Genomic DNA, 12,600 nt, shown 5'->3' with positions numbered 1-12,600 from the left:
AGCGATCGACGTACGGCATGTGCGACTGCGCCTTGTCGCGTAACGCTTGGAGGGGCTCTATGCGATCTTGAGGTCACTGACCGTGCCAACAGTCGGCCTCTCGCCGGCGTGAGGGTGGTGGCCCGCTCCCCATGCGTGAGCTTCTCCGTGACGTCCTGTTGCTGCAGCCCGCGTGGCACTCCAAGAACACGCCCGAGATGGAGAAACGTGGCCGGCTGGTTCGGCGCGACGTGGCGAACTGGCTGCGGGCGCAGTTGCCCGCCATCGAGCGGGCGGTGCCGGACGAGATCGACGACTGGGCCGCCGAGGGCAGTGACGGCGCGGGCCTCAAGTCTGAGATTCCTTGGGCTCGCGTGCACTCGGCCAGCCTGTCGCCGTCCGCGACGTTGGGCTGGTACGTCGTCTACCTGTTCGGGGCTCGGGGCGACCGGGTCTACCTGTCGTTGATGCAGGGGGCGACCCTGTGGCGGAACGGGGAGTTCCAGCCGCGGCCTCGCCAGGACCTCTGGCAGCGCTCGGGGTGGGCGCGGGCCGCGTTGGCGGCGAGTTTGCTGGTGCGTCCGGACTTGGTCGAGAAGATCGAGCTTGGGGCGCGCAAGTCGAATCTGGGCCGCGCGTACGAGGACGGGAACGTCGTGGCGTTCGAGTACTCGTTGGAGGAGCTGCCTTCTGACGAGGTGCTCGCCGCCGATCTGGTCTTCCTCTGCTCCGTCCTCAGCGAGTTGTACGAGCTCGCTGTCGTCGATCTTCCTCCTGGCGACCCCGCCCCCGAGATCGTCGACGCGGAGGTCGAGGCTGAACGGTCAGCGGGAAAGGCTCGGCGGGGGCAGGGGCTTCGGCTCGACGCCGCGGAGCGGATCGCGATCGAACGGCGCGCCGTCGACCTGGCCTCGCAGTACCTCGAAGCGGAGGGGTTCTCGGTCAAGGACGTCGGTGCCACCAAGTCCTACGACCTCGATGCCCGGCGCGGCGAGGAGCACCTCTACGTCGAGGTCAAGGGCACCACGACGAAGTGGACGGACGCCTCCGAGATCATCCTGACCAAGAACGAGGTCGACCTCCACCGGGACAGGTACCCGAACAACATGCTGGTGATCGTCAGCCACATCGTGCTCGACCACTCGGTCACGCCGCCGACGGCTTCAGGTGGTGCGCTGCGGGTCATACATCCGTGGCAGGTCAAGGTGCCCAACCTGACGCCGGTGTCGTACCGGTATCTCGTCGGGGAGTGACGGCCGGGCTACCAGGTCGGGCGGGCCGTCACGCCTCCGTCGACCACGAGGTTGTGCCCGGTGATCCACGAGGCCAGGTCCGAAGCAAGGAACACGCAGGCGTTGCCGACGTCCTCCGGCGTGCCCAACCGCCCCAACGGCGCGGCGGCCTGCCACCGCGCGACACCCTCGGGCCACTGCTGCCCAATGCCCGGACGCGCGATCAGCCCGGGAGAGACCGTGTTCACGCGGATGCCGCGCGGCCCGTACTCCAACGCGGCTGCGCGGGCGTGCATGATCAGAGCTGCCTTCGAGGCGGCGTAATGGGCGTGGCCCGGTGCCGGGTGGGTGCCCTCGATCGACGCGATGTGTGTGACCGAACCACCAACAGGCAGATACGCCACGGCAGCCTGGGTCACGGCGAACGGTCCGGTCAGGTTGATGTCCACAACGGACCGCCACTGCTCGGTCGTCATGTCGGGCAACGGTTCCACGGGCTGCACGCCGGCGTTGTTGACGACCGCGTCCAGGCGGCCGTGCTGCTCGAAGGCCTGGAGAACCACGCGCTCGGCTGATGTGCGCAGATCGCCGTCGTCCAGCCCGCGGTGGTGGACCACCGTGGCGCCTGCGGCCGTGAACCGCTGCGTGATCCCGGCGCCGATCGTGCCGGAAGTGCCGGTGACGAGGACGACCTTGCCGTTGAGATCGATCACGAGACGATGCCCTCCACGCGTGCGGCCAGCCAGTCGACGATCTCACCCCGGCCGGCGGCGAAAGCGTTCGTGCCGATCGAACGGAACTCCCCGCCCGCCTCACGTACGAGTACCGCGCCGGCGGCCGTGTCCCAGGGGAACACGCCGATGTTCGCCGCGGCATCCGCGCGGCCGGCCGCCACCCAGGCGAGCGACAGGGCCGTCGAGTAGACGCGGCGGACGTCGGCCAGAGCCAGCAGGTCGGTCAGCAACTCCATCTCGCCGGTGTACGGGCTGCCGGGCAGCGGGATGTCGGTCAGTACCAACGGTCGTGGGCTCACGCCCGGAGTGATCACCAGGCCGGACGACTGAACGGCAAAAGGTACGCCGACGGCTGCCGTGAAGAGTTCGTCGCGGAACGGGTCGAGCACGCAACCGGCGACCAGCGTGCCGTCGACCGCCGCCGCGACCGAAATGCACGACAGGGGCAGGCCGCGCACGAAGTTCCGCGTGCCGTCGATCGGGTCGACGTACCAGGTCACGGAAGCGGTGGCGGAACCCAGTTCCTCGCCGACCACCGCCGAGCCGGGCGCGCCCGCGACCAGGACGGACCGCAGGAACGCCTCGACCTCGACGTCAGCGGAGCTGACCTGGTCGAACGTGCCCTTCGAAGACACGTCGACGTGGATGTCGCGCAGCAGACCGGCGGCGTCCACGCAGGACTGCGCGGCCAGCGAGAGGAGATCGGGAGGAGTCACGACGCCCATTGTGATCGGTCACAAACACGACCGGATGACTCTGGGCAACGTCCTACCCGCACAAGTGACCTGAGCCACCACGATGAGCTGACCTGACAACGACGTTGGAGGATCGGGATGCGAATCGTGGCCGGGTTGGCTGTCGCGGCGATGTTGGTCGCCGGAACAAGCACCGCACAGGCGGACACGCTCGAGTACGTGGCGTTGGGTGACTCGGCGGCGGCCGGGCCGCTGATTCCGAACCAGGACCCGGCGCTGTGGTGCCTGCGCAGCAGCAACAACAACTATCCGCAGATCGCCGCGAAGATCCTCAACGCGAAGCTCACCGACGTCACGTGCTCCGGGGCGAAGACGGACGACTTCGCCGGGCGGCAGTTCGGGTTCGTGGCGCCGCAGTACGACGCGCTGAAGTCCACCACGGACCTGGTGTCGATCACGATCGGCGGCAACGACGTGGGGCTCGTGCAGACCGCGCTGAGCTGCATCAACCTGCTGCCGGAGCCCGTCGGACTGTCGTGCAAGGCACGGCTCACCGCGGGTGGTGACCAGGTCGCCGCGGCCATCGGCGAGTGGGCGCCCGAGTTCGGGGCCGCCCTCGACGAGGTCAAGCGCCGGGCGCCGCACGCGAAGATCCTCGTCACCGGCTACGGCACCTACATCCGGCCCGGTGGCTGCTACCCGGTCCAGCCGATCTGGGCGCGCGACGCCGACTACCTGCAGGGCTCGGTCGACCTGCTCAGTGCCACGGCCAAGGCGGAGGCCGAGAAGCGTGGTGCTACCTACGTTGATCTCGCGGCCGTCAGCGTCGGGCACGACACCTGCGCCAAGCCCGCCGACCGGTATCTGGAGGGGCTGATCCCGACGACGATCGCGGCGCCACTGCACCCCAACGCGGCGGGCATGGCGGCGTTCGGGGCTACGGTCGCGCGCGCCGCGCGGCCAGGGCAGCTGTCAGCAGCGTGACGTGCTCGATCCGGGTTGGGTCGAGCCCGGTCAGTTCCGCTACGCGCCGCAGCCGGTAGTCCACGGTGTTCGGGTGCACGTGCAGTTCCGAGGCGGCCGGTCTGCGCGAACCACGTCGCAGGTAGACCTCCAGCGTCTGCACCAGTTCGTCGGTCAGCGGCGCGACGATGGCCGCCAACGGCTCCAAGGCGGCGCTCGGCCGGGAAAGCTGGTATTCCAGCAGGACGTCGGTGAGCCGGTACAGGCCCGGTCCTGATCCGCGCGCCACGAGAAGCACCTCGCGCGCCAGTACAGCGGCGGCCGCGACCCCGGAGGGAGGGGCCGCGACCGCCGCCACCGTCAACGGCACCCCGGACGCCCGCGCCGCGTCCGCCACGATCCGTTCCAGCGGCAGGTCCTCGCCGGGCAGCAACGCGAGGCCGCCGTCGGGCGTGAGCGACGACAGCACCGGCTCCCGGCTGTGCCGCTCCAGTTCGGTCCGCAGCCGGCGTAGCTTGCGCCGGGACGCGACCGCCGCGTCCACGCCGGCCAGCAGCTCGTCGGGATGCGGAGGCACGTCCAGGGCGAGCACCACGAAAGGTCCTGGCGCCTCGGCGGTTCCCGCCAGCAGGCCGGTCAGCAACGTGGCGCGCGCGGAGCGTTCGTCGTCGAACATCGTCTGGCGCTCGTCGAGGTAACCGGCGCTCACCACGGGTGTCACGAGCTGCAGGTACCGCAGCGCCAACGCGTTCAGCGCGAGCACGTCCGCGATCTCCTCGGGACGCGCCTCGGGCACCAGCCTCTCCCACACGACCTGGACGCCCACGTGGTAGGCCGTGAGCACCACGTCGATCGGCACGCCCTCCTCGGCCCGCCGCGCCGCCGACTCGCGCAGGAACCGCAGCTCGTCGGCGGTGGGCAGCTCACCGGTGGCCAGCACGGCCGCGAAGGCGCGCAGGGCGTGCTCGGTGACGCGGTAGATGTCGCCGGCGAGCTCTTCCGCGGGCAGCTGGGCGTACGCGGGCACGCGCTCCACCAGCGACGCGATCACCTGCCGCACGAACGACGGCATCTCGGTGACGAGCCGTGCCGCCAGCGGCCGGCCGCCGATGATGAAGGACATCCGGTGATTGTGGCCGATCTACAGCTCGATCACCGTGCCGTCCAACGGCACCTCGACCCCGGCCTCGCGCAACTTGGCCGACTCCGGCGACGACGGGTCTAGCACGGGGTTGGTGTTGTTGAGGTGCGTGTAGATCCGCCGCACCCCCGGAAACCGCCGCAGCTCGGGCAGGCTCGCCGTGATCGGCAGGTGGCCCATCGCGGCCTGTCCGGACGAGCTGCCGGTCGCCGAACCCATCTCCGAGGCCGCGTAGAAGGTGCCGTCGAGCAGCAGGCAGTCGGCCCCGGCCACCACCTCGTCGAAGCCGGCGGGCCACGACGCCAGGCAGGGCGCGTAGACCAGTACGCCACCGGAAACGGGATCCTCGAAGCGGTAGGCGACCACCCAAGGGCCGTCCATAGTGGACGAACGGGCGTACTTCGGCCGCTTGCCGCTGATCGGGATCGCCGAGACTCGCAGGCCACCCAGGTCGAAAGGCTGGTCGACCTGACGCCACGCCACCGGTGCGTAGCCGTCGATCACGGTGCGCAGGTCGAACTGGTCCTTCAACGCGTGCAGGACCGAGCCCGGCGCCCACACCGTCAGGCCCGCGCCGCCCCGCAACGTCAGAAGCCCCAGCGTGTGGTCGAGCTCGGCGTCCGTGAACAGAGCACCGCGCAACGGGGTCTCGCGGGCTCCAGGGCCAGGGTTCAACAACGAACACGAGGCGATCTGCGTCCGGATGTCCGAGGAGGCGTTGACCAGCCACCAATCGGTGCCGTTGCCGCTGATCGCCAGGCAGTCCTGGGACCGCGAGGGCAACTCGCCGGAACGAGCGCGCACGCACAGGGGGCACGCGCAGTTCCACTGCGGGAAGCCGCCGCCTGCCGTGGTGCCGAGCAGGACCGCCTTCACCGCATCTTCCTCATCGCCATCGCGGGTACCTCGGACGGCGCCATCTCGGTCTCCAGGATCAAGTCCACAGTGGACCGCGCGGGCGACAGGGAACAGACGGGATCGGTCGCGGCGGCGTCGCCCGTCAGCTGGAACGCCTGGCAGCGGCACCCGCCGAAGTCGATCTCCTTGCGCGGGCACGAGCGGCACGGGTCCTGCATCCACTCGAAGCCGCGGAAGGCGTTGAACGACGGCGAGTGGTGCCAGATCTCGTGCAACGAGGAGTCGCGCACGTTCTCGATCTCCAGCGACGAGATCACCGTGGCGGCGGGGCAGGGGAGCACGTCGCCGTTCGGTGCCACCGTCAGCTGCCGTGCGCCCCACCCGTACATGCAGGGTTTGGGGTGGGCCTCGTGGTAGTCCGCGATGACGTAGACGATCTCCATCCGGCCGCGCAGACGGTCCTGTGCCGCGGCCACGATCGGGTCGGCGACCGCGAGCTGGGCACGGGTCGGCAGCAGCACCGCGCGGTTGCGCAGCGCCCAGCCGTAGTACTGGGTGTTGGCGAGCTCCAGGCGCTCGGCACCCATCTGCTCCGCCATCGCGATGATGCCGGCGATGTTGTCGAGGTTCTGCCGGTGCAGCACGGTGTTGACCGTCAGCGGCAAGCCCTCGTCGAGCACAAAAGCAGCAGCCTCCACCTTCCGGTCGAACGCCTTGATGCCCGCGATCCTGTCGTTTCCGGCACGAGTCGCGTCCTGCAGGGAAAGCTGCACGTGGTCGACACCCACGGAGGCCAGCGAACGCATCCGGTCGCGCGAGAGACCGACCCCCGACGTGACCAGGTTGACGTAGCAGCCGAGGCTGTTCGCGTGCGCCACGAGCTCGGGCAGATCGGGCCGCCGCAACGGTTCGCCGCCGGACAGGTGGATCTGCAACGCACCCAGGGCGCGGGCCTGGTCGAACACGCGCCGCCAGTCCTCGGTCGACAGCTCGGCGTCGCGGCGGACCAGCTCCAGCGGGTTCGAGCAGTAGCCGCACTGCAACGGGCACCGGTGCGTCAGCTCGGCCAGCAGGCCGAAAGGCGCCTCAGCCATCGACATCCACCACCCTTCGTTCGACCATGCGGGCTACCAGCGAAGCGATGTCCCCGGGCTCGACGCCGTCGTACTCGTCGGCCAGCACCACGGCGATGTCGCCGACGGATCGAACGCCGTCACAAAGCGCCACAACGGAAGCCGCGGTCTCGTTCAGCACCAGCACACCTTCGGGGAACAGCACCACGTGCGCGGAACGGATCTGGTCGTAGGTGCACTTCACACCGCGCCGGATCCGCGGCACGGTGTCCAGCGCGACGGCCGGTGTCACGGCCTGCCCTTGCCGGAGTAGTAGTCGACGGCGTCGAGCACGGCCCGCAGCACGTCGCACTTGAACGACAGCGCGGCCACCGCAGCCAGCTGCTGCTCGCGGGTGACCGAATGCTCGACCACGATGTCCAAAGTGGCCTGTCCTTCACCGGCGACCGCCTGGATCCGGTCGGTGAAGTAGGCGAAGCCTTCCTCGGCGATCCACGGGTACTGCTCCCGCAACGCCGCCAAACGCTTGCGCATCAACGCACCCGAGAACATCTCGGTGAGACCGGAAGCGATCCCGATCACCCACGGTTGGGTGCGCGCGAAGTTCACGTAGGCGTCGACGGCGAAGCGCGTGCCGGGCAGTACGTGACGTTCGTCGAGCACCTCCTCCCGCGTCAGCCCGACGGCCTCCGCGAGGCGGATCCAGTTCTCCGCGCCGCCCTCGCCCGGCCGGGTGCCGTCGTGCCAGACGATCCGCTCCCGCCACTGGCGCCGAATTTCCGGCGACGGGCAGTTGGAGAGGATCGCGGCGTCCTTCTGCGCGATGCAACGCTGGTAGTACCAGCGGTTCGCGGCCCACGCCTGCAGCTCGTGCTTGCTCAACCGGCCGGCGTGCATGCGCAGGTGGAACGGGTGGCTGTCCCAGTACCGGGGTGCGAGGGCGCGCAGCTCGGCGACGAACTCCGCGGGGGCGACGGCAGACATGGGCGAGAACTCCTCCGGGAACGCGCGGGGCCGGGGTTCCGGGCAGGCTGCCAGGAACCCCGGCGCAATGCCTGACGTCAGCTGCGGGCCGCGTAGGCGGTGACCTCCATCGGCGTCTCGAAGTCGCGGAAGTCGGGCTTGACCCACTCGCGCCTGACCTCGGGCAGCTTCGTCTCGGCGGTGGTGACGGCAACGTTCATGGCGCAACTCCTCGGGTGTCCGGCCCGCATGCCCGAGTGGGCCTGCAAGCGCTTTCCGTTGGGGGCGCGGCGGCGTCCCAACGGTAGGTGGTCAGGGCATCCACGGTCTAGACCGTACAGAAAGTGACCTGAAGTCATCGGAGCGATGCCGTCCCGTTTCACTCGCCCGGCGGCTGGGAATACCGGGACCTCCGACGACTGTTGCGGGTGCGTGCGATCTGTGATTGCGTAAACACGCCCTGCAAGGCCGCCGCCGCAGACCCTCACGAGCGGACCCGAAGGAGAGCACACATGCGTGCTCGTCGTATCGCAGCAGCGGCAGCCTGCACTGCCATGGCCGCGACCCTCTGCGCGATGCCCGTATCGGCACAGGACGATCCCTCAGTCCTCGCCGAACGGACACTCGCCACGAAGCTGGACATCCCGTGGGACATCGAGTTCCTGCCGGACGGCAGCGGCATCTTCACCGAGCGGGACACCAGGAAGATCAAGAAGATCAAGGGCACCACCGTCACCGAGCTGGACACGGTGGAACAGGCCCAGACGACCGGCGGTGAGGGCGGACTGCTCGGCCTCGCCGTGTCGAAGAGCTTCGCGACCGACAACTCGGTCTTCATCTACTACTCGACGGCGAGCGACAACCGCGTCGCCAAGCTCCAGCTCGGTGGCACACCGCAGCCGATCGTCACCGGGATCCCCAAGAACCGCTACCACAACGGCGGCGGGCTCGAGTGGGGTCCGGACGGCTTCCTGTGGGCCACCACGGGTGACGGCCAGAACACCGGCACCGCACAGAACTGGAACTCGCTGGGCGGCAAGGTCCTGCGCTTCGACGCGACGGGCAAGCCCGCTGCCGGCAACCCTCGCGCCGGCAGCGTCGTCTACTCGATCGGTCACCGCAACGTCCAGGGCATCACGTGGATCGGCAACACCGCGTACGCCACCGAGTTCGGCAACAACAGGACCGACGAGATCAACCGGATCGAGGCCGGCAAGAACTACGGCTGGCCGACGTGTGAAGGCAACTGCAACACCCCGGGCATGACCAACCCGGTCAAGACGTGGTCCACCAGCCAGGCCGGTCCGACCGGCATCGCCTTCTACAAGAACGCCCTGTACGTCGGCGCCGTCACCGGCAGGCGCGTGTGGAAGATCCCGGTGAGCGGCACCACGCTCGGCACCCCGCAGGCGGTGTTCACGAGCTACGGCCGCGTGCGCGCGGTGGCTCCGGCGCCGGACGGCACGCTGTGGCTGGGCACGTCGAACCAGGACGCCAACGGCTCACCGGGCGCGAACGACGACCGGATCATCTCCACCGACGGCTAGTTGCGGGCAGCGGGCATCCGGCGGAGCTGGTCCAGCACCGCCGGATCCTGCAGCTGCATCCACTGGATCACCTCGGTGTAGGTGGCGCACACCGTCTCCGGCTTGTCGCACACGAACTCCATGAACTGCTCCATCGCCGTCGAGAACGCGTTGCCGTTCCACTCGTTGAAGTGGTTGCCGACGACGATCGGCGCGCGGTTGCCGTTCAACGCGGCCTGGTGCACCGACTTGTAGGTGTCGAGGACGATCTGGGCGAAGTCCGCGGCGCGCGAGGGTTCGTCCTTCGCCTGGTTGAGCGAGTACCAGAGGTTGAAGTCCATCATGACGACCTGCTTGCCCAGCGCGGGAACGCGCACCTCGGGCATCGGGAACTCGTACAGTCCGTTCTGGACGGTCGGCCACTGCACGCCGAGCGCGACCTTGCTGGTGTCGTAGACGAGCCCGTTCGCGGCCATCGCCGGGAAAGCCTGGTCCCAGTCGCCTTCCAGGCACGGCGTCCGTCCACCCCGGACGGCGTCGGCGGGCAGGTTGAGTCCGGCGGCGCGCGCCTTGTCGACGATCTGCTTGAACTGGGCGAGTTCGGCGTTCCAGGCCGCGGTGTCCCACTTGTCGACCGAGGGCTGGCTGCCGCTGGTGCAGAAGTGGCCGTTGTAGTGCGTGCCGATCTCGTGGCCGTCGGCGATCACCTGGTTCAGGTAACCGATCCGGGTCGCGACGTCCTGCCGGGTGCCGCCGAACGAGATGTCGGACAGGCCGCGTTTGAGGCCCGCCGGCGGCTGGTACTGGTTCTTGTCCGGGTCCGCCAGCATGTAGACGCCGGACAGCAGACCCGTCACGTGCGCGTTCTTGGCCTTCGCGATCGGCAGGACCTTGTCCCAGTGCTGCTTCGACACCGCGCCGTCGAACGAGAAGAGCACGAACTGCGGCGGCTTCTCACCCGGCGTCAGCTTGTGCATCCACGGCTGCTTCTGGACCTGCTCGGGTGTGGGCGCCGGGACCGCCGGCGTCGGACCCGCGTCCTTGGGAGCGGGCAGCCGCGGTGCCATCGGCAACGGGCCGGTGTCCGCCTGGTTCGCCGGGCCCTCGTGCGACCCCAGCGTCATCACCAGTGCCAGAACCAGTCCCAGAGCAAGGCCCGTGGTCAACCATCCCCACCGTTTCACACCTTAGGAGACGACTGGTTACCCGAACGGGTTGCGCGAAGTGCGCGATTGGTCACTGAACGGGTTCGGCGATGACCACTCGGTTCGCCTCGTACCCCTGCTGACCGCCGACCCACGTGCCGCCACAGGTGACCAGCACCAGCCGGTGCGGCCCGCGAGGGCCGAAGAACTCGACGGCGCGTGCCGGGAGCTCCTCCTTCCGGATGGTCTCGATCTGCCTGATGCGGAACCTGAACTCCTTGCCCGCGCTGTCGGCGATCACGACCTCACGGCCGTTCTGCGCCTGCCACAGCTCCGCGAACGGGCCCTTCGCGCCCTTCCAGTCGACGTGCCCGGCCAGCACCGTCGCACCCTCGGCGCCCGCGAGCTCGGTGCCCCACCAGGTCGCCTCGCCGATGCCGTCGGGCACCGGCAGCACGCCGTCCTTGACCTCCCTGCGCACCAGCGTCGCCGAACCGCCCGCGGGCAGCCGGACCGAGCCCGGACCGGCCTTGGGCGGCGCGGGCTGTTGCTGGGTGGGGTCGGCGGGCCTGGCGTTGGCCGTGTTCGCGCCGCCGATCAACCCGGTGAGGTCGGGACCGCGGCCGGTGCTCAGGCTGTCCGCGACCGGCCCCGGTCCCACCACCGGGATCTCGTCCGCGACCGCGCGTCCGGGGAGGACCACGGTCTCGGACGTGGTGACCAGCACGCTGGCGGCGGCCACACCCGCCACCAGCACACCGGTCAGAAAAGCCTTGGGACTCACTGCCTGCGCCACACCAGGAAGCCTGCCAGCGCCGCGCCGAGCAGCACCAGGCCACCCGCCGCCAGCATCAGTCCGGGACGCAGCTCCATGTCGAACGAGGCGGTGGCGACCGGCGTCTGGCCGTCCGCGCCGGCGGGGATCGTGCTCGGCACGACCGGTTTGTTCGGCTTGTTCACCAGTTCGAGCGCGAGCGTCTGACCCGCCGCGAGCGTGCCGCACGCGGACGGCGGCGCCTTCGGGTCGAAGAACTCCTCATAGCCCTTGGGAGCGGTCACCTCGACGAGGCAGATCTCCTGCGGCGTGCGCAGGTCCGGCACCTCGACCGTGCCGTCGGGACCGGTCTGCAGCACCAGCGGCTTGCCGTCCGTGCCGACCAGGTCGGTGTCGTCCTGCTTCTTCGCCGCCGTCGTCTGGTCCTTGGCGGTGACGCGCAGCGCGACGCCCGGGATGGCCTTCTTCGTCTCGGAGTCGATCTTCGTGATCCTCACGGCTCCGGGAGCGGTCCTGGCCTGGCCGTTCGCGGCGGCGTTCAGCTTCTTCTCGCCGCCGGTGGTGACCATGCGCTGCATGTTCGCCGTCTGGATCGGGAAGTGCACGACGGGCCGGTCGGCGGGGGAGTCCGCGACGGCCGCGATCGACGGCTTCGGACCGGTCGCGACGATCTTCACGGTCGCCGGCTGGCCGTCGGCACCCGTGGTGGCCGTGCCGCTGGTCTTGCCGTCCGGCAGCGTGGCGTCGGTCAGGGTGAAGGTGATGGGCGCGTTCGTGACGCCCTTGTCGTTGGCCTTGACCAGCGCGAGCGTCCAGGTCGACTCGGCGCCGATGATCAGCGGTTCCTTCGGCGCGGTGGCGCTGAGCGTCCACGGACCGCGGTTGGCCTCGGCGTCGGCCTTCAGGCGCGCGACCGCGTCCATGACCGGCGGAGCGAGCCGCGCGGCGTAGAAGGGCGCGTCGTAGGCGAGGAACTTCGGGTCGGTCGTGTCGAGCCGCACGTCGCCGTCGGGCACCGACGTCCAGCTGTGCAGCAGGTGCGCGAGTGCGGCGGCCTCCTCCGGCGACTTGGTCGTGGAGTAGCGCAGCAGCAGGTAGGAGATGTTCGCCGCGATGCCGGCGTCGAGCTTCTTGCCGGCCTTGGTCAGCAGCTCGTCACCCTCGCGGTAGCCGACACCGCTGTCCGGCGCGGGCAGCGCGTACTGCACGCACCACACCTGCCGGTCCTGCCAGATGTATGACCCGTGCCACTCGCTACCCGGTGTGGCGTTGGGCTGGAGCCCTGACGCGTTGTGGCCGATGCCCTTGACGCCTTCAGCTGTCGCCGTCGCGGGAACGGTCAGGAGCGCGAGCCCCGAAACCATCGCCACGGCGGCCAGACGTTTCCAGCCCATTATGGATCTTGATCCCCTCTGACCTGCGGAATGTCCCGCGTGCGAGCTTGTCGGTCCCCCACACCGGGGACAACCGCCACGAGGGGGAAGTCTCTCGCTACTCTGGGTGTGAACGTGATCGG

Annotated in this window: 14 protein-coding genes; 3 read left to right on the top strand and 11 right to left on the bottom strand. The window is 69.4% G+C overall.

Annotation, left to right across the window (positions count from 1 at the left end):
* Positions 1 to 131: 131 nt before the first annotated feature.
* Complete coding sequence (locus tag BLR21_RS19505) at positions 132 to 1,232, top strand: MrcB family domain-containing protein (RefSeq protein WP_090007260.1); 1,101 nt, start codon at positions 132 to 134, stop codon at positions 1,230 to 1,232.
* 8 nt (positions 1,233 to 1,240) lie between these two features.
* On the opposite strand, the gene BLR21_RS19500 is transcribed toward BLR21_RS19505, so the two are convergent.
* Both BLR21_RS19500 and BLR21_RS19495 read right to left on the bottom strand, forming a co-directional pair.
* The gene (locus tag BLR21_RS19500; RefSeq protein WP_090007259.1) at positions 1,241 to 1,924 is read right to left on the bottom strand and encodes an SDR family NAD(P)-dependent oxidoreductase; all 684 of its coding nucleotides are present in this window, start codon (positions 1,922 to 1,924) and stop codon (positions 1,241 to 1,243) included.
* Positions 1,921 to 2,661: an inositol monophosphatase family protein gene (locus tag BLR21_RS19495; RefSeq protein ID WP_218130908.1), complete on the bottom strand. Its 741-nt coding sequence runs from the start codon at positions 2,659 to 2,661 to the stop codon at positions 1,921 to 1,923. Before BLR21_RS19495 ends, BLR21_RS19500 begins: the two co-directional genes overlap by 4 nt.
* A gap of 117 nt (positions 2,662 to 2,778) precedes the next feature.
* On the opposite strand from BLR21_RS19495, the gene BLR21_RS19490 reads away from it, so the two are divergent.
* Positions 2,779 to 3,624, top strand: coding sequence for an SGNH/GDSL hydrolase family protein (locus tag BLR21_RS19490; protein WP_176929701.1), 846 nt, complete (start codon positions 2,779 to 2,781; stop codon positions 3,622 to 3,624).
* Here BLR21_RS19490 and BLR21_RS19485 read toward each other — a convergent pair.
* The 6 genes from BLR21_RS19485 to pqqA form a co-directional block, all read right to left on the bottom strand.
* Positions 3,578 to 4,726, bottom strand: a complete 1,149-nt coding sequence (locus BLR21_RS19485) for a PucR family transcriptional regulator (protein WP_090007257.1) — start codon at positions 4,724 to 4,726, stop codon at positions 3,578 to 3,580. The genes BLR21_RS19490 and BLR21_RS19485 overlap by 47 nt on opposite strands.
* A gap of 18 nt (positions 4,727 to 4,744) precedes the next feature.
* Positions 4,745 to 5,620: a pyrroloquinoline quinone biosynthesis protein PqqB gene (gene pqqB, locus BLR21_RS19480; protein ID WP_090007256.1), complete on the bottom strand. Its 876-nt coding sequence runs from the start codon at positions 5,618 to 5,620 to the stop codon at positions 4,745 to 4,747.
* The gene (gene pqqE, locus BLR21_RS19475) at positions 5,617 to 6,696 is read right to left on the bottom strand and encodes a pyrroloquinoline quinone biosynthesis protein PqqE (RefSeq protein ID WP_090007255.1); all 1,080 of its coding nucleotides are present in this window, start codon (positions 6,694 to 6,696) and stop codon (positions 5,617 to 5,619) included. Before pqqE ends, pqqB begins: the two co-directional genes overlap by 4 nt.
* Complete coding sequence (gene pqqD, locus BLR21_RS19470) at positions 6,689 to 6,967, bottom strand: pyrroloquinoline quinone biosynthesis peptide chaperone PqqD (RefSeq protein WP_090007254.1); 279 nt, start codon at positions 6,965 to 6,967, stop codon at positions 6,689 to 6,691. Before pqqD ends, pqqE begins: the two co-directional genes overlap by 8 nt.
* Complete coding sequence (pqqC, locus tag BLR21_RS19465; protein ID WP_090007253.1) at positions 6,964 to 7,659, bottom strand: pyrroloquinoline-quinone synthase PqqC; 696 nt, start codon at positions 7,657 to 7,659, stop codon at positions 6,964 to 6,966. The genes pqqD and pqqC overlap by 4 nt, the downstream gene beginning before the upstream one ends.
* A 77-nt stretch (positions 7,660 to 7,736) precedes the next feature.
* On the bottom strand, positions 7,737 to 7,859 hold the full coding sequence (gene pqqA / locus BLR21_RS41685; RefSeq protein WP_143027774.1) for a pyrroloquinoline quinone precursor peptide PqqA: 123 nt from the start codon (positions 7,857 to 7,859) through the stop codon (positions 7,737 to 7,739).
* 291 nt (positions 7,860 to 8,150) lie between these two features.
* On the opposite strand from pqqA, the gene BLR21_RS19455 reads away from it, so the two are divergent.
* Entirely contained in the window at positions 8,151 to 9,185 is a 1,035-nt protein-coding gene (locus BLR21_RS19455; RefSeq protein ID WP_090007251.1) for a PQQ-dependent sugar dehydrogenase, read from the top strand.
* Here the strand turns inward: BLR21_RS19455 and BLR21_RS19450 are convergent.
* The 3 genes from BLR21_RS19450 to BLR21_RS19440 all read right to left on the bottom strand — a co-directional run bounded on the left by BLR21_RS19450 (position 9,182) and on the right by BLR21_RS19440 (position 12,478).
* Positions 9,182 to 10,330, bottom strand: coding sequence for a polysaccharide deacetylase family protein (locus tag BLR21_RS19450; RefSeq protein WP_256334796.1), 1,149 nt, complete (start codon positions 10,328 to 10,330; stop codon positions 9,182 to 9,184). The two genes, BLR21_RS19455 and BLR21_RS19450, sit on opposite strands and share 4 nt — an antisense overlap.
* A 70-nt stretch (positions 10,331 to 10,400) precedes the next feature.
* On the bottom strand, positions 10,401 to 11,105 hold the full coding sequence (locus BLR21_RS19445) for a class F sortase (RefSeq protein WP_090007249.1): 705 nt from the start codon (positions 11,103 to 11,105) through the stop codon (positions 10,401 to 10,403).
* Positions 11,090 to 12,478: an MSCRAMM family protein gene (locus BLR21_RS19440; protein ID WP_090007248.1), complete on the bottom strand. Its 1,389-nt coding sequence runs from the start codon at positions 12,476 to 12,478 to the stop codon at positions 11,090 to 11,092. Before BLR21_RS19440 ends, BLR21_RS19445 begins: the two co-directional genes overlap by 16 nt.
* Positions 12,479 to 12,600 lie beyond the last annotated feature (122 nt).

Source organism: Lentzea albidocapillata subsp. violacea, from assembly GCF_900100275.1.
GTDB lineage: Bacteria > Actinomycetota > Actinomycetes > Mycobacteriales > Pseudonocardiaceae > Lentzea > Lentzea violacea.
The sequence above is the reverse complement of the archived record's forward strand: the minus strand, read 5'-3'. Positions and strand labels throughout refer to the sequence as shown.